At 71.1% G+C, this 15,598-nt stretch carries 19 protein-coding genes; 9 read left to right on the plus strand and 10 right to left on the minus strand.

Going from position 1 to position 15,598, the window contains the following annotated elements:
* Window positions 1-562: 562 nt before the first annotated feature.
* From ACLQ29_RS28805 to ACLQ29_RS28825, 5 genes are all read right to left on the minus strand, one after another.
* Window positions 563-838, minus strand: a complete 276-nt coding sequence (locus ACLQ29_RS28805) for a hypothetical protein (RefSeq protein WP_393362635.1) — start codon at window positions 836-838, stop codon at window positions 563-565.
* A 47-nt stretch (window positions 839-885) separates the two neighbouring features.
* Window positions 886-1,317 carry a hypothetical protein gene (locus ACLQ29_RS28810; protein WP_425774564.1) on the minus strand — a complete coding sequence of 144 codons (432 nt, stop codon included), beginning with the start codon at window positions 1,315-1,317 and terminating at the stop codon, window positions 886-888.
* A gap of 186 nt (window positions 1,318-1,503) precedes the next feature.
* Entirely contained in the window at window positions 1,504-2,208 is a 705-nt protein-coding gene (locus ACLQ29_RS28815; protein ID WP_425774565.1) for a VOC family protein, read from the minus strand.
* Between the two features lie 13 nt (window positions 2,209-2,221).
* Window positions 2,222-2,404, minus strand: coding sequence for a DUF397 domain-containing protein (locus ACLQ29_RS28820; protein ID WP_425774607.1), 183 nt, complete (start codon window positions 2,402-2,404; stop codon window positions 2,222-2,224).
* Entirely contained in the window at window positions 2,398-3,210 is an 813-nt protein-coding gene (locus ACLQ29_RS28825; RefSeq protein ID WP_425774566.1) for a helix-turn-helix domain-containing protein, read from the minus strand. The genes ACLQ29_RS28820 and ACLQ29_RS28825 overlap by 7 nt, the downstream gene beginning before the upstream one ends.
* Before the next feature lie 265 nt (window positions 3,211-3,475).
* Here ACLQ29_RS28825 and ACLQ29_RS28830 point away from each other — a divergent pair, with 265 nt between their 5' ends.
* Window positions 3,476-3,730: a flavin reductase gene (locus tag ACLQ29_RS28830; RefSeq protein ID WP_393362624.1), complete on the plus strand. Its 255-nt coding sequence runs from the start codon at window positions 3,476-3,478 to the stop codon at window positions 3,728-3,730.
* Between the two features lie 16 nt (window positions 3,731-3,746).
* On the opposite strand, the gene ACLQ29_RS28835 is transcribed toward ACLQ29_RS28830, so the two are convergent.
* The 4 genes from ACLQ29_RS28835 to ACLQ29_RS28850 are packed head-to-tail and all read right to left on the minus strand — an operon-like array spanning window position 3,747 to window position 5,590.
* A complete protein-coding gene (locus tag ACLQ29_RS28835; RefSeq protein ID WP_425774567.1) occupies window positions 3,747-4,145 on the minus strand; it encodes a hypothetical protein in 399 nt (132 codons plus the stop codon).
* Entirely contained in the window at window positions 4,142-4,465 is a 324-nt protein-coding gene (locus ACLQ29_RS28840; protein ID WP_425774568.1) for a hypothetical protein, read from the minus strand. Before ACLQ29_RS28840 ends, ACLQ29_RS28835 begins: the two co-directional genes overlap by 4 nt.
* 48 nt (window positions 4,466-4,513) lie before the next feature.
* The gene (locus ACLQ29_RS28845; protein ID WP_425774569.1) at window positions 4,514-5,209 is read right to left on the minus strand and encodes a hypothetical protein; all 696 of its coding nucleotides are present in this window, start codon (window positions 5,207-5,209) and stop codon (window positions 4,514-4,516) included.
* A gap of 3 nt (window positions 5,210-5,212) precedes the next feature.
* Entirely contained in the window at window positions 5,213-5,590 is a 378-nt protein-coding gene (locus ACLQ29_RS28850) for a PadR family transcriptional regulator (RefSeq protein ID WP_425774570.1), read from the minus strand.
* 215 nt (window positions 5,591-5,805) lie between these two features.
* On the opposite strand from ACLQ29_RS28850, the gene ACLQ29_RS28855 reads away from it, so the two are divergent.
* The 5 genes from ACLQ29_RS28855 to malQ all read left to right on the plus strand — a co-directional run bounded on the left by ACLQ29_RS28855 (window position 5,806) and on the right by malQ (window position 12,628).
* A complete protein-coding gene (locus tag ACLQ29_RS28855) occupies window positions 5,806-7,092 on the plus strand; it encodes an ABC transporter substrate-binding protein (protein ID WP_425774571.1) in 1,287 nt (428 codons plus the stop codon).
* A gap of 114 nt (window positions 7,093-7,206) precedes the next feature.
* On the plus strand, window positions 7,207-8,190 hold the full coding sequence (locus ACLQ29_RS28860; protein WP_425774572.1) for a carbohydrate ABC transporter permease: 984 nt from the start codon (window positions 7,207-7,209) through the stop codon (window positions 8,188-8,190).
* Between the two features lies 1 nt (window position 8,191).
* Window positions 8,192-9,028, plus strand: coding sequence for a carbohydrate ABC transporter permease (locus ACLQ29_RS28865; protein ID WP_425774573.1), 837 nt, complete (start codon window positions 8,192-8,194; stop codon window positions 9,026-9,028).
* A 10-nt stretch (window positions 9,029-9,038) separates the two neighbouring features.
* Window positions 9,039-10,247 (plus strand): ABC transporter ATP-binding protein, encoded by a 1,209-nt coding sequence (locus ACLQ29_RS28870; RefSeq protein WP_425774574.1) that lies wholly within the window; start codon window positions 9,039-9,041, stop codon window positions 10,245-10,247.
* A gap of 179 nt (window positions 10,248-10,426) precedes the next feature.
* Complete coding sequence (malQ, locus tag ACLQ29_RS28875; protein ID WP_425774575.1) at window positions 10,427-12,628, plus strand: 4-alpha-glucanotransferase; 2,202 nt, start codon at window positions 10,427-10,429, stop codon at window positions 12,626-12,628.
* Window positions 12,629-12,631: 3 nt separating this feature from the next.
* Here the strand turns inward: malQ and ACLQ29_RS28880 are convergent, their stop codons facing one another.
* The gene (locus ACLQ29_RS28880; RefSeq protein ID WP_425774576.1) at window positions 12,632-13,741 is read right to left on the minus strand and encodes a winged helix DNA-binding domain-containing protein; all 1,110 of its coding nucleotides are present in this window, start codon (window positions 13,739-13,741) and stop codon (window positions 12,632-12,634) included.
* Between the two features lie 126 nt (window positions 13,742-13,867).
* On the opposite strand from ACLQ29_RS28880, the gene ACLQ29_RS28885 reads away from it, so the two are divergent.
* The 3 genes from ACLQ29_RS28885 to ACLQ29_RS28895 all read left to right on the plus strand — a co-directional run bounded on the left by ACLQ29_RS28885 (window position 13,868) and on the right by ACLQ29_RS28895 (window position 15,463).
* Window positions 13,868-14,260 (plus strand): hypothetical protein, encoded by a 393-nt coding sequence (locus ACLQ29_RS28885; RefSeq protein WP_425774577.1) that lies wholly within the window; start codon window positions 13,868-13,870, stop codon window positions 14,258-14,260.
* Between the two features lie 79 nt (window positions 14,261-14,339).
* Entirely contained in the window at window positions 14,340-15,098 is a 759-nt protein-coding gene (locus ACLQ29_RS28890) for a HipA family kinase (RefSeq protein WP_425774578.1), read from the plus strand.
* The gene (locus ACLQ29_RS28895; RefSeq protein ID WP_393362588.1) at window positions 15,095-15,463 is read left to right on the plus strand and encodes a DUF3037 domain-containing protein; all 369 of its coding nucleotides are present in this window, start codon (window positions 15,095-15,097) and stop codon (window positions 15,461-15,463) included. Before ACLQ29_RS28890 ends, ACLQ29_RS28895 begins: the two co-directional genes overlap by 4 nt.
* Window positions 15,464-15,598: the final 135 nt, after the last annotated feature.

Raw genomic sequence — 15,598 nt, forward strand, 5'->3', positions numbered from 1 at the left:
CGAGGCGGAGTCCAGGCGGCGGTCCGGCAAGGCGGAGATTGGTCCGGATACCGGTGTTGTATCCGGACCAATCTCCAACGCGGCCGGTCGTCGTCTGGGCCCGCCGCAGGCCGGCCAGGGGCTTTGACACACGCCCTAAGGCCAGTGCCGAAAGCGAACAGCGTCGACGATCATGGTCGCGTTACGCCGGCTTGTCTGATTTTCACCCTGAGATCAGTCACGCCGTCGGTCGCCCGGCGCGGCTTGTCCGCCCGGCCCGGGCCGGCCTAACCTGGCCCGGCGCTCACGGCCTTCGGGGTGTCTGCCGGGAGCGCGCCGGCGTTCGGCGGCTGGCACCGTGGAGCTGAGTGCCGGAGCTGTCCGCTCCCATCCGGACGGCCGAGGGTCAGGGTCGGGTAGTTGCGGACCCGATCCTGACCCGGCCACCGATCGACCGCGCCCGGCCGTGCGGCGCAGACCAGGCGGCGCAGGCCGGGCGGTCGAGCGGCGCGGGCCGGGCGGTCGTGCGGCGCAGGCCGGGCGGTCGAGCGGCGCAGGCCGGGCGGCCTGGTGGGTCGCGACCTCAGGAGGCCCCGCCCCGGACGATCGACACGGCCACCCGGCAGAACTCGTCCATGTCCGGGTTGAACCCGGCCGCGATGTCGGGATGCAACCCGGAGCGGGTCTCCTCCAACAGTCGCTGGCAGACCTGCTCGACCGGCTCGCCACCGTAGCCGGCGCGAACCCGGTCGGTGGCCGCCTGAAGCGCCGAGGTCAACTGCTCTTCCAGCGGGCCCCGTAGCTTCTGTTGCACAGGGTCGAGCCCGCGAGGGTCGAGCGTGACATGTGGCTCCGACATCGGTGCTCCCTTCGTCGGCGTCCGCGATACCCCACCGCGGTCGTCGGTCAAACCCCGTCCGGTACGGCAGCGACCCGCACCTGGTACGAGAAGTCCTCGGCCGGCTCCTCCTGGTACGACAATCGGCGGATCTGCCGGTCGTCCTGGTAGAGCGCGACGTCCACAAGCACACCGAGGTGGGTGAGGCCGATGGACGACACCCGTTTCTTGTCCTGCAGCACCGCGCAGACGCCGCCGAGCAGGGTGCTGGCGTCGCCCGTGCGGTGTCCGGGCGGACACCGCAGGACCATTTCCACCGCGATCGGCCCGCCCAACGGCGTCCAGCCGGTGCGTTGAGCCGCGATGAGGGCGGCCTGGAGCAGGGTGCGGACCCTCGTCGCCTGCCGATGCCCGGCCGCGAAGATGGACAACGCTTCGGTCTTGACCGGTGGCAGGCCGCTCACCTCGAATGTCAGGGCGAGAGCGCGGGTGTCCTGCACGACGGCACCTCCTCGTTGGGACGATCCTGCCGAACCGGGGGAGCGGCGGTGGGACGTTCCCGCGATTACCAACCGATCGGGCAGGACGGGGGTCGGCCGGAGGCGTGTCGACGGCGGCGGCGAGCGCCCTGGCTGCGGCGTGAGGAAAACGCTAGTCGACGCCGGCCGCCCCCGGTAGTCGGCCAGTCACCCGATGGGGCGCGGCGGAAAGGCGCAGAACTCGTTGCCCTCCGGGTCGGCCAGCACCCACCACCAGTGCGTCGCGTCGAGCGGCTCCCGCAGCAGCGTCGCGCCCGCGGCGATCAGCGACATCGGCTCCGGGTCGAGCAGGTCGACGTCCCAGTGCAGCCGGTTCTTGACCGTCTTGGGCTCGGGCACCCCGGCGAAAACCCAGTAGTCCCAGGGGAACCCGGCCGCGCCGGTGACCCCCGCGTGGGTCGACTCGTCCTCGACGACGCCGCCGACCACACCGGCCCACCAGGTCGCCTGCGCGAGCGGGTCGGCCGAGTCGACGACCAGCTCGAACGGGCCCGGCCCGGTGCCCTCCCGAGCCGGGAAGGCGCAGAACTCGTTGCCCTCCGGGTCGACGAGCACCCACCAGGTGGCCTCGCCGGCCGGCTCCCGGACCAGCCGCGCGCCGGCCGCGAGCAGCGCCGCCGGGTCCGCGCCGGCCAACCGCAGATCCAGGTGTACGCGGGTCTTGCCGACCCGGGGTTCGGGAACCTTGTTCACCCAGATCGACTCGGCGTTCGAACGCGCCGAGCGGGGATCGACCCGGGTGTCGTCGTCGCCGGCATCGGCCACGTCACCGTCGAGCATCCGGGCCCAGAAGGCGCCGAGTGCGAGCGCGTCCGTGGCGTCCAGACAGAGATCCTTGAAGCGCGCGATCATCTGTCGATGGGGCTCAGTGCTGTTTGGCGTACGCGATGAAGGCATTCCAGGCCGTGGGGTCGACGCGCAGGGTGCCGCCGTCGCGGTCCTTGGTGTCGCGCACCAGCACCACGCTCGGCAGGTTGTCGGCGACCTCCACGCAGGACCCGCCGTTGCCGCCGGACCTGGTCGACTTGCGCCACTGTGGGGTCAGCATGTCCATGACTTGGCCACTTCCTTGATCAGCTCGGTTGACTGCCGGCGGGGGAGCGCCTCGTTTCGCACGATCTCCCATGTCTTCGCCAGCTTAGCAACGTCGGTCGGCGTATCGACGATCTGCGCGGTGAGCTGGTTGTCGGCGTGAGCGACCCGTCCACCGTCGGGCATCTCGGCGATGATGAACTGCCCGGCCAACCCCAGATACATTCCCGCATCCACCGGCACGATGTGCACCTGGATATGCTCCGCCGTCGCCAACTGTGCCAGGTGCTCACACTGCTCGACCATGAGCCCCGGCTGGTCGAGCACCGGCCGGCGCAGCACCGCCTCGTCCAGGACGGCGATGAGCTGCGGCGGGCGCGGGCGTTGCAGGATCGCCTGCCGCTCCAGCCGGGAGGCGACGATCCGGTCCACGTCCTCGGCGTCGAACCGACCACCGGCCAGCGTGGCCCGCGCGTACCGCTCGGTCTGGAGCAGACCCGGCACGTACGCCAACTCGAACCAGCGCAGCGTGGTCGCCTCCCGCTCGAACTCGATCCACTCGCGCAGCCAGGCCGGCTCGGCGTCGAGCCGGGTCAACTTCTCCAGCATCCGTTGGAAGCGTCCCGCGGTCGGGTGGTGCGTGTCGATGGCCCGCATGTACTCCTTGGTGGGCGCCCGGCCGCCGGTCTCCACCGAGCTGACGTGTGAGCCGGAATAGCCGATGCCCCGGCCGAAGTCGTCCTGACTGAACCCGAGCCCCGTGCGGAACAGGCGAAGCTCCTCCAACACGTAGTCGGTGACGTTGCCCCATCGAATCCCCAATCCCTGCCCAACCTGAACCGGCGTGTCCTTCGTGGCTGCTCGACCGGGCCGCTGAGCTGCACGGATGCCGCGAGCACGTATCGACCGTAGTCGGGTCCTCGCAAACTGTCACCAGTGGCGGGCTCGCCGGTGGCCGAAACGGCGGCGGCGGGCTCTGCGCCGGGGTCGCTCCCGTCTCCCCCTTGCGGGAGCGGCCCCTTCCCCACCCCGAGGAGGTCACTGTGCCGAGCCCGACCGAGCACCCCGACGAGACGAGGTGGCGGTGATGGTGGTCCGGCCGCCCGTACCGCACGTCGCCATGCGTCCGCTGTGGCGGTGCCGCAACTGTGGCCGGGAATGGCCCTGCCAGCCGGCCAAACTCGCCCTGCTGTCGGAGTACCGGACCAGCAGGACCACGCTGCTCATCTACCTCGGCACCCTCATGAACGAGGCGACGGCCCAGCTCACCCAACTGCATCCGGACCACCCGCCGGCCCGGATGACCGAGCGCTTCCTCTCCTGGGCGAGAGCCCGGGGCTGACGTTGCCCGCCGTCGGTCATCCCGGGAAGTGGATCAGCGGCACCCCGTCGGAGTATTCGGGACCTTCACTTGTCAGCACCGCGGAGTCATGGGTCAGGCCCGCCACGGCTGCGGCGGCCAGGTCGAAGCGGCGGGTCCTGCGCTGCCAGAAGGTCAGCTCCGGCAGATCCTCCGACCGCTCCGGCAGCAGCGCGCAGGAGGGCAGGGCCAGCAGCTTGTGCAGCAGCGCCAGGTCCTTGCCGGTCGTGATGGTCAACGCTTCGGTCGCTGCCACCACCGGCACCCCGAAACCCACCCCGTCCTCAATCACCTCGTGGACGGGCTCGCCCATGTGCACCGTCCGGAGGACGGCGTAGCCCAGCAGAGCCGACCGGTCCAGGATCAGCCGGACCGGTGGCGTCGTCTCCGAGGTCATGCGGCGTCGGCGCGGGGAGCGTCGTCGTCGCCGTCCATCTCGGCCGCCATGGCGGCGCGGATCTTGGCGCGCTCCGCCTCGAACCGCTCCGGGGACCACTCGGCGTCCACGCCCAGGCGACGGGCCCGCGCCTCGGCCACACCCTGCTCGGTGACGTGGATGCCGGAGGCGAGCAACAGCTCCTTGTGCTGTTCCACGCGCCTGCGCCGACGCACCGACTCGGTGACGTAGGCGCTGGCCATGCGGTTGCCCTGGCTCTCCAGGATCTGACTCACGTCCGGGGGGACCGAGATCGTGAAGCGACGCTGAGGCTCTGTCATACGGGCAGCTTACCCCTGTCATACTCCAAGCTGGCGCTGCTCGTACCGTCAGGCGGGTTTGATTCTGGTGGCCTCCGGGTGCGAGGTGTCGGCGGCGGTCCGGCCCTCGCGCAGTGACAGGCGACGCGCCAGTGCCGTGGCGCCCGCGAGCGCGGTCAGCACCATAGCGATCTCCGTGAGCACCACTGACGGGGCCAGGCTGTAGTCGGTGGCCCAGGCGAAGCCGACGGTGATCGGCGTGATGACGATGCCGGCCACCGGCACGAGGACGCTCATCAACCGGGCCGTCCGGCGGATCTCGGGCAGGTCGCGGAGCCGGGTCCGCACCGCGGCGACGGCTCCCGCGGCGACCACGGCGGCCGGTATGCCGTAGTAGACGGCGACGGCGAGCTGGACCGGTACGTCGATCGAGCGGGGTATGTCGACCATGCGGACGAAGGCCGGGTTGGCCGCCATCAGGAAGCCGTAGCCGAGCACGACACCGAGCAGCGCGCCGATCAGCGCGGTGCCGAGAACGCGGCCGTAGTCGCCGCGCACCCGTCGGACGCCAGCCTCGTCGGCGAGTCGGCGCGCGAAGCCGGCCACGTCATCGCCGATCAACTGCGCGGGATCGCCCCCGTCGGCTGCCGCGGCCCGCAGATCGAGGCGCAGGTCCGCGGCGAGTGCCGCCCGATCGGCCGAGCCCACCCCGTACCCGCGCCACGCCTGGTCGGCCTCACCCAGCAGGCGGTCGATGGTGTCCATGGGTCAACTCCTCGTGGGTGTGTGGTCGAGCGGGGTGAGCACGGCGTCGACGGTGTCGGTGAAGCGGTCCCACTGTTTCTGCCAGGCGTTTAGGTGGATCCGACCGGACCCGGTCAGCGCGTAGACCTTTCGGGGCGGGCCGGTCGGGCTGACCTGCTGTTCGTGAGCGACAAGGCCAAGTCGGCGCATGCGAGTCAGCAGGGGATAGATGGTGCCGTAGCTGATGGCGCCGAAACCGGCCGTCTCCATCCGCCGCACCAACTCGTAGCCGTGCGCGGGCTCGCGTGCCAGCAGCGCCAGCAGGCACATGTCCAGCGCGCCCCGCAGGAGTTGGGTCTGCCGGTCGTTGTCGTCGATGGACTGGCTCTCCGCCGCTACCATGCGACACATACTACCTCGCTAATTGGTCTCGCGATATACCGGAACGAGCTTCCGCTGTGACAGCCAGGTTTCGCGACGTCGCGGGTGGGGCAGAGTAGCCGCACAGAGCATCCGGGCCGGAGCGTTGTCGCAGCCCATCCAACCTGGACACGACTCGCCGTGCGCCGGGGCACGGACGCCCTCCCCGGTCTTTCGCCGAGGAGAGGGGGAGGGCGATGACGGACCCTGAAACGGCACCACACCGACGCCGATCGATTGTTCGGCTGGGCGCGGCGGCTGCCGCGCTGGCGCTTGTCGCACCGCTTGCCGCGTGCGGCGCGGACGACGATGGCGGCCCGCCGACGATCAACCTGTACTACCCGCCCGAGCAGAACCTGCAGAAGGTCGTCGACGACTGCAACGCGCAGGCGCAGGGGCGGTACGAGATCTCCTACCAGGTGCTGCCCCGACAGGCCGACGACCAGCGGGTGCAGATGGTGCGCCGGCTGGCCGCCCAGGACAGCGGAATGGACCTGCTCGGGCTGGACGTCACCTGGACCCAGGAGTTCGCCAGCGCCGACTGGATCCGCGAGTGGACCGGCCAGGACAAGGCCGAGGTCGAGCAGGGCACCCTCGCCGGGCCGCTGGCCACCGCCCGCTACGAGGACAAGCTGTACGCGGCGCCGAAGAACACGAACGTCCAGTTGCTCTGGTACCGCAAGGACCTGGTGCCGCAGCCGCCGACCACCTGGGACCAGATGATCAGCGCGGCACAGCAGCTCAGGGACCAGGGCAAGCCGTACCAGGTGCTCACCATGGGCGCCCAGTACGAGGGCCTGGTCGTCCTCTACAACACCCTGGCCGAGAGCGCCGGAGGAAAGATCCTCAACGACGACGGCACGAAGGCCGTGATGGACGACGGCACGGTCCGGGCGTTGGAGCAACTGAAGAAGTTCGCCACGTCGGGCGTGACCTCGCCGTCGTTCAGCAACGCCACCGAGGACCCGGTCCGGCTGGAGTTCCAGTCCGGCTCGGGCGCGTTCCAGGTGAACTGGCCGTTCGTCTACCCGGCCCTGCAGGAGGCCAACCCGGACCTGGCCAAGCAGGTCGGCTGGGCCCGGATCCCCGGCATCGACGAGGGCACCCCCAGCAAGGTCACCATCGGCGGGGTCAACCTGGCCGTCAGCTCCTACTCCACGCACCCGGAGATGTCCTTCGAGGCGGCCCGGTGCATCCGCAGCGCCGAGCACCAGAAGTTCTCCGCCATCAAGGACGGCGTGCCACCCACCATCGAGGCGGTCTTCGACGACCCGGAGATGACCGAGGCGTACCCGATGAAGGACACCATCCTGGAAGAGCTGAAGGAACCGGCGACCCGCCCCCTGACCCCGGCCTACCAGAGCATCTCCACGGTGATGTCGGCGATCCTGTCGCCCCCGTCGGCGATCCGTCCCCAGCAGACCGCGGACGAGTTGCGCGACGCCATCGCCGATGCCCTCCAGTCGAAGGGGGTCCTCCCGTGAGCGCGAGGAGTGAGCCGGTCCTGCGAGCCCCGCAGTCGCGAAAGAAGGTGGCACCGTGAGCGCGAGGAGTGAGCCGGTCCTGCGAGCCCCGCAGTCGCGAAAGAAGGTGGCACCGTGAGCATCAACGCCACGCCGACCGGCGCGGACGTCGCCGCGGAGGAGACCCGAGCGCCCGCCGCCGTGCCCACCCAACGCGGTGGTCGCCGTAAGCCGCAACTGAGCGCGAACAAGAAATCCGAACGCAGGCTGGGCTGGTTGCTCTGCGCCCCCGCCGCGCTGGTCATGATCCTGGTGACCGCGTACCCGATCATCTACTCGGTCTGGCTGTCGTTGCAGCGCTACGACCTGCGCTTCCCCGACCAGCGCGAGTTCATCGGTCTGGAAAACTACGTCACGGTGCTCACCAACGAGTTCTGGTGGACCGCGTTCGGGGTGACCGCGCTGATCACTGTGGTCACCGTGGCCGTCGAGCTGGTGCTCGGCATGGGTCTGGCGATCATCATGCACCGCACCCTGGTCGGGCGGGGCATCGTCCGCACGTCGGCGCTCATCCCGTACGGGATCGTCACCGTGGTCGCGGCGTTCTCCTGGCGGTACGCCTGGACGCCCGGCACCGGCTACCTGGCCGACGTGTTCAGCGACGGCGCGCCGCTCACCGAACGGGCCAGCTCCCTGGCGATCGTCATGCTCGCGGAGATCTGGAAGACCACCCCGTTCATGGCGCTGCTGCTGATGGCCGGGCTGGCGCTGGTGCCGGAGGATCTGCTCAAGGCGGCGTCCACCGACGGCGCCACCGCCTGGCAGAAGTTCACGAAGGTGATGCTGCCGGTGATGAAGCCGGCGATCCTGGTCGCGCTGCTGTTCCGCACCCTGGACGCCTTCCGGGTCTTCGACAACATCTTCGTGCTGACCTCCGGGGCCAACGAGACCTCGTCGGTGTCGATGCTCGCCTACAACAACCTGATCCGGGGGCTCAACCTCGGGATCGGCTCGACGATGTCGGTGCTGATCTTCATCAGCGTGGCGATCATCGCGTTCGTCTTCGTGAAGCTGTTCGGCACCGCTGCCCCCGGCAGCGACGACGGGGAGAGGCGCTGACATGGCTGTCGAAACCACCACCCGGGCCAAACTGCGCTGGGGGCTGCTGGACGTCGTCGTGGTCGTCTTCGCGCTCGTCCCGGTGCTGTGGATCGCCTCGCTGTCGTTCAAGACGCCGGCCACCCTCACCGACGGAAACTTCATTCCGCGGGAGTGGACGCTCGACAACTACAAGACGATCTTCGACACCGACCAGTTCGTCCGGGCACTCGTCAACTCGATCGGCATCGCCCTGATCGCCACGCTGATCGCGGTGGTGCTCGGCGCGATGGCCGCGTACGCCATCAGTCGGCTGGACTTCCCCGGCAAGAAGGTGCTCGTCGGCGTCTCCCTGCTGATCGCGATGTTCCCGCAGGTGTCGCTGGTGTCACCGCTGTTCGAGATCGAGCGGACGATCGGCATCTTCGACACCTGGCTCGGGCTGATCGCCCCGTACATCACCTTCGCGCTGCCGCTGGCGATCTACACGCTGTCGGCGTTCTTCAAGCAGATCCCCTGGGACCTGGAGAAGGCGGCCAAGATGGACGGCGCCACGCAGGCCCAGGCGTTCCGCCGGGTGATCGCCCCGCTGGCCGCCCCCGGGCTGTTCACCACGGCGATCCTGGTGTTCATCTTCTGCTGGAACGACTTCCTGTTCGCCATCTCGCTGACCTCCACCGAGCGGTCCCGCACGGTGCCGGCGGCGCTGTCGTTCTTCACCGGCGCGTCGCAGTTCGAGGACCCCACCGGGGCGATCTGCGCCGCGGCCGTCGTGATCACCGTACCGATCATCCTGTTCGTCCTCTTCTTCCAGCGCCGCATCGTGTCCGGCCTGACCTCCGGCGCAGTCAAGGGATAGGTGAGTAGTCATGGCTGACATCGTGCTCGACAAGGTGAGCAAGAGTTTCCCGGACGGGACCGTCGCCGTGCAGGACGTCGACCTGGAGATCGCCGACGGCGAGTTCGTGATCCTGGTCGGCCCCTCGGGCTGCGGAAAGTCCACCACCCTCAACATGATCGCCGGCCTGGAGGACATCAGCTCCGGCGAGCTGCGCATCGGCGGCCAGCGGGTGAACGACAAGGCCCCCCGGGACCGGGACATCGCCATGGTCTTCCAGTCGTACGCCCTGTACCCGAACATGACCGTGCGGGAGAACATGGCGTTCCCACTGCGGCTGGCGAAGCTGGACAAGGAGACCATCAACTCCAAGGTCGACGAGGCGGCCAAGGTGCTGGAGTTGACCACCCTGCTGGACCGCAAGCCGGCAAACCTCTCCGGTGGGCAGCGGCAGCGGGTCGCGATGGGCCGGGCGATCGTCCGCCAGCCCAAGGCGTTCCTGATGGACGAGCCGCTGTCCAACCTCGACGCCAAGCTGCGGGTGCAGATGCGCACGGTGGTGTCCCGGTTGCAGAAGCAGCTCGGCACGACCACCGTCTACGTCACCCACGACCAGACCGAGGCGATGACCCTCGGCGACCGGGTGGTGATCATGCGCGGCGGCGCGGTGCAGCAGGTCGGTCCTCCCCAGGAGCTCTACGACCACCCGCGCAACCTCTTCGTGGCCGGCTTCATCGGCTCGCCGTCGATGAACTTCCTGCACGCCGCCGTACAGGACGGCGGCCTGCACACCGCGCTGGGTGACGTGCCGCTCGGCGACCGCGTCCGCCGTGAGCTGGAGGCTGCCGACGCACCCCGGGAGCTGATCCTCGGCATCCGCCCCGAGCACTTCGAGGACGCCGAACTCGTCGACGACGACACCCGCCGCCGGGGCATGGAGTTCGAGGCGCCCGTCGACATCGTCGAGTCGATGGGCTCCGACAAGTACGTCTACTTCACCGTGGAGGGCGAGAAGGCCAGCGCCGCCGAGCTGGAGGAGTTGGCCGCCGACGCCGGCGCGGCCGACTTCGCCGGCGCCGGCGGCAACCTGGTGACCCGGCTGTCCGCGGAGTCACCGGTGGCCGAGGGACAGTCGCGCCGGGTCTGGTTCAACCTGGAGAAGATCCACCTGTTCGACCCCGCCACCGGCCGCAACCTGACCCTGCACGAGGGACGGGCCTCCGGCGCGCTCGCCGACTGACAACGCCACATCCCGTCGATCTTGCACTTTCTGTCGCCGATATAGGGCGGAATGCGCCCATTTGCCGGGACAGAAAGTGCAAGATCGACGTGCGCGGGGCGGGGGCGGGGGTGTGTTCTGCGGGTTGGGGTTGGTCGTGGCAAGGTGGTCGGAGGTCGCGTCGTGAGGCGGGGGGCGGGATGGACCGACAACTGGCCGCGCTGGCGAAGGCGCACGGGGTGTCCACCTGGTACGAGGACTGGCGGCACCGCCGCGTCGAGGTCGCGCCGGAGACCGTGGTGGGCGTGCTCGGCCTGCTCGATGTGGACGCCACCAGCCCGGCGGCCATCGCCGACGGTCTCGCCGCCGCTCGCGCGGTCGACCGGAGTGCGTTGCCGGAGACGGTCGTGCTCACCCACGGCGCCACCCGGGCGCTGCCCGGCCCCGGGGTGGTGATCCTGGAGGACGGCGGCCGGCGCGCGGTCGACAGCGAGCTGCCCGGAGACCTGCCGCTGGGCTGGCACCGGCTGGCCTGCGCCGGCCGCGAGGTGACGCTCGTGGTGGTGCCCCGCCGGCTGCCCGCGCCGCCGCGCACCTGGGGTTGGCTGCTCCAGCTCTACGCGCTCACCTCGGACCGCTCGTGGGGCATGGGCGACCTCGGCGACCTCGCCGATTTCACCGGCTGGGCCGGTGCCACGGGTGCGGGTCTGGTGCTGCTCAACCCGCTGCACGCGGTCGGGCCCGCGCACCCGGTCGCTGCCTCGCCCTACTCGCCCGCCAGTCGACGCTTCGTCAACCCGCTCTACCTGCGAGTGAGCGACACCGCCGCGTTCCGGGCGGCGGACCCGGCGATCCGGGCCGTGGTCGACGCCCTGCGCCCCGACCGTGGTGACCTGATCGACTACGACGAGGTGTGGACGGCCAAGCGGCACGCCCTGGAGCTGCTACACCCGTACGCCCAGCCGGTCGACCTCGCCGCGGACCCGGCGCTGGCGAGCTTCGCCACCTGGTGCGCCCTGGCCGAGCGGCACGGCAACGACTGGCGGGCCTGGCCGGCGGAGCTGCAGCACCCGGACGCCCCGGCGGTCGCCGAGCAGCGCCGCCAGCTCGCCGACCGGGTGGCCTTCCACGCCTGGCTGCAACACCTCTGCGACGAGCAGCTCGACGCCGTCACGGCGGCGGCGCGCGCGGCCGGGATGCCGGTCGGCGTGGTGCACGACCTGGCCGTCGGCATCGACCCGGGTGGCGCCGACGGCTGGCAGCTCGCCGACGTGCTGGCCCAGGGCGTGCGGGTCGGGGCCCCACCCGACGACTTCAACCAGCTCGGCCAGGACTGGGGGCTCGCCGCGTGGCGCCCGGACCGGCTCGCCGCGTCCGGCTATGCGGCATACCGGGACATGCTGCGCCGGACCCTGCGGCACGCGGGCGGCCTGCGGGTCGACCACGTCGCCGGCCTGTGGCGGCTGTGGTGGGTGCCGCCGGGTGGTGGGGCCGCCGAGGGCACCTACGTCCGCTACGACGCCGAGGCGATGCTCGGCATCCTCGCGCTGGAGGCGCAGCGGGCCGGCGCGGTCGTGGTCGGTGAGGATCTCGGGACCGTCCAACCCGCGGTGACCCGAGGGCTGCGCGGGCGCAACATGCTCGGCTCGACGGTGCTGTGGTTCGCACGCGACGACGAGGGTGACTTCATCCCACCGGCCCGGTGGCCGCGCAACGCTCTCGCCACGATCTCCACCCACGACCTGCCGACCGCGCCGGGCTTCCTGACCGGCGAGCACGTGCGGGTACGCGACGACCTGAAGCTGCTCGACACCGACGTGGCGGTGGAGCGGGTCCGCGCCGTCGCCGACCGGGAGCGCCTGCTCGCGATGCTGCGGGCCGAGAGCCTGCTGCCTGATGCGGCGCTGGTCGATGCGGCGCTGGTCGATGCGGCGCTGGTCGATGCGGCGCTGGTCGATGCGGCGCTGCCCGACCCGGCCGCGACACCCGACGCGGCGCTGCCCGCCCCGGCGTTGCTCGATCCGGCCGCGACACCCCACCCGGTATTGCCCGACCCGGCCGCGACACCCGACCCGGCGCTGGGCCGGCCGGCCGCGACATCACACGACGGCGAGGTGGTGGTGGCGATGCACGCCGCGCTCGCGGCAAGTCCGGCCCGGCTGCTCGGCGTCTCCCTCTACGACGTGCTGGGCGAGGTGCGCCAGCCCAACCTGCCGGGCACTGTCGACGAATATCCGAACTGGCGGTTGCCGCTGCCGGCCACCGTGGCGCAGATCCAAGCGGACCCCCGCGTGGGCCGGGTCGTCCACCTGCTCAACACGGCACGCCCACGATCGGGTGACGCGCGGCCGGCACGCCCACGATCGGGTGACGCGCGGCCGGCGCGCCCGACCGAGGACTGACGCTCAGGCTGGCCAGTCGAAGCGGGGCGGCAAGCCGAGGTAGTCGGCGTACCGCTGTAGTGCCTGCTCGACGCGGGTCCGCTCGTCGGCGGGCATCGGGGTGAGGGGCTGGATCGTGATGGTGACCGCGGCCCGACCCACCTTGCGCTTCCACACGCCCACGACCCGGCCGGCGCGGACCACGGTGGCCTGGAAGATGCCGTTGTTGCCCGGCACCACGGCCGCCTGGTGCGCCGGGTCGAGCATCAGTGTGCGGTCGCGGTAGCCGAGCAGGTACTCGTCGAAGCCGGGCAGCACCAGCACGTCGTCCAGTGCGCCGCGCGGTGCGTCGGCCAGCGCCGCGTCGACGTACATCGGCTCGCCGTCGACCCGGACCGGGCTCAGCAGGTCGCCGGCGGCGGTCAGCCCGCGCCGGGCGTCGGTCAGGGTGAGGCCGGTCCAGCCGGCGAACTCGCGGTCGGTGACCGGCCCGTGCCCCCGGACGTAGCGGTGGGCGAGCAGGGTCAGCGCCTCGTCCCGTTCCAGCCGACGTTGCGCGGGCGCCCACTCGTCGAGCAGGACGAAGGTCTGGTCGGTGCCGACGTTCGGTGCCACACAGGTCACCCCGCGCACGCTGGCGAACCAGAGCAGGTGGTAGCCGCGTTGACCGTCGGTGCCCAGGCCGGCGTCGCGCAGGGTCGCCAGGCACTCCGCGCGGGTGAGCCGGCCGCCGCCGGCCAACGCGGCGCCGAGGACGTCCACCGCCCGATCCGCGTCGGTGACCGTCAGCCCGAGCTGTGCCCGGCGGGTCGCCGCGCCGGCAAGCGAGCGAACGCCGGTCAGCTCCAGCATCCAGCGGGCGTCGGCGGGTGGGACGAGGTGCACGGTGCCCCGCATCGGCCAGGTGCGCAGCGCCTCACGCCGTTCCAGGGCCGCCTGCACGTCGGGGACGGTCCGGCCGGGCAGGCGCGCGCCCAGTGACCACAGCCCGCTGGCCAGGTCCTGTGCCTGCATCGCGCCGAACCACTCGACGATGTCGGCGACACCAGCGGGTCGGGCGCTCGGATGCGGGCGCAGCAGCAGGCTGGTCATCCGCAGCGCCAACGCGTCGGCCGCGCTGAGGTCGACAGGCATCGGGCGGTCCTCTCGTCGCTGGACGACCAGCCTAGGACACCCCCGCAGATCGGAGGCGTAACGGTGGTGGTCGGGGGAAAGCGGCTCGCCGGAAGTGCGCGCGCCGCGCGTACGGAAGGGACTCTCATGACTGCCGCAAGTGAGCCGGTACGGGGTGCCGGCGCACCGGCCGGATCCCGGAGCCATCGAGGGGACGCCCGCGCGAAGACGAGCGCCGCCGCGACCTTCGCCCTGGTGTTCGGGGTGGCCGGTTTCTTCAGCGTGTTGACGGCGATCCTCTTCTGGCTGGGGCTGGTGCTCGGCATCATCGGGATCATCCTCGGCATCGTCGGCCTCAAGATGGCGCGCCGACCCGGGGTCACCGGTCGTGGTGTGTCGATCGGCGGCCTGGTGTTGAGCATCCTGGCCGTGCTGATCGGCCTCGGGCTGGCCGCGGGCATCTCCACGTTCGTCAACAACGAGAACGCGGTGGACCGGCTCCAGACCCAGGTCGACAAGCTGCGCGACAAGCTCGACTGACACCGGCCCGGCACGCGCGTAGGGCCGAGTCGGCGGCACACGTGCCGGTCGCGGCCGGGACCCCAGTAGGGTGGGCGGCGTGCTCCGCCAGGTCACCGCGATCCGCTACGTCACCCCGCTGCGCGAGGGTGGGTCGCTGCCGGGCGTGGTGGAGGCCGACGACCTGGGCACGTACGTGGCGAAGTTCCGCGGCGCCGGGCAGGGGCCCAAGGCGCTGATCGCCGAGGTGATCTGCGGTGAGCTGGCCCGCCGTCTGGAGCTGCGGGTGCCCCCGCTGGTCGTGCTCGACATCGACCCGGTCATCGGGCGGGCCGAGCCCGACCAGGAGGTGCAGGAGCTGCTGCGCAACAGCGGCGGGGCCAACCTGGGGATGGACTTCCTGCCCGGGGCGCTGGGCTTCGACCCGCTCGCGCACCCCGTCGACGAGGTGCTGGCCTCCCGGGTGCTCTGGTTCGACGCGTACGTGGAGAACGTCGACAGGAGTTGGCGCAACCCCAACCTGCTGGTCTGGCACCGGGAGTTGTGGCTGATCGACCATGGGGCCGCGCTGTACTTCCACCACAACTGGCCGCGAGCCGGGGCGGCCGTGCACCGTGCCTACCGAGCTGACGACCACGTGCTCGCGCCGTACGCCTCCCGGCTGGCCGACGCCGACGCCGAGCTGGCTCCCCGGATCACCCCGGAGCTGCTCGGCGAGGTGTTGGCGCTGGTGCCGGGGGAGTGGCTGACCGCCGCCGACTTCGAGACGGCCGACGACGCTCGTGCCGCGTACCTGGACCATCTGTCCCGCCGGGTCGCCCGCACCGCCGACTGGCTGCCGCAGGGGAGCGCCGCATGAGGCAGCCCTTCGAGTACGCGCTGATCCGGCTGGTGCCCCGCATCGAGCGCGGCGAGCAGATAAACGTCGGGGTGTTGCTCTACTGCCAACAGCGTGACTTCCTGGCGGCGCGTACGCACCTGGACGCCGACCGGGTCCGCGCGCTGGCGCCGGACGTCGATCTGCCGGCGGTGGCCGCGGTGCTCTCCTCCTGGGACCGGACCTGCTCCGGTGACGGGCCGGCGACCCGGATGCGACTCGGTGAGCGGTTCCACTGGCTCGCCGCTCCGCGGAGCACGATGATCCAGACCGGGCCCGTGCACACCGGGCTCACCGCCGATCCGGCGGCCGAGTTGGAACGGCTGATGGCGGCCCTGGTCCGCTGAGCGGCGGCAGCCGGGACACCCCCTGATCGCGCTACGCCAGCTCCGTTGCTGGCGGAGCGCGATCCCCCGTTCAGGTGCTCGGTGCGGGGCGACGGTTGTTTCCCGCCGGCACCGGTGACATCAGGATCGCCGTCC

The organism is Micromonospora sp. DT228 (assembly GCF_049841595.1).
In the GTDB taxonomy this organism is placed as follows: domain Bacteria; phylum Actinomycetota; class Actinomycetes; order Mycobacteriales; family Micromonosporaceae; genus Micromonospora.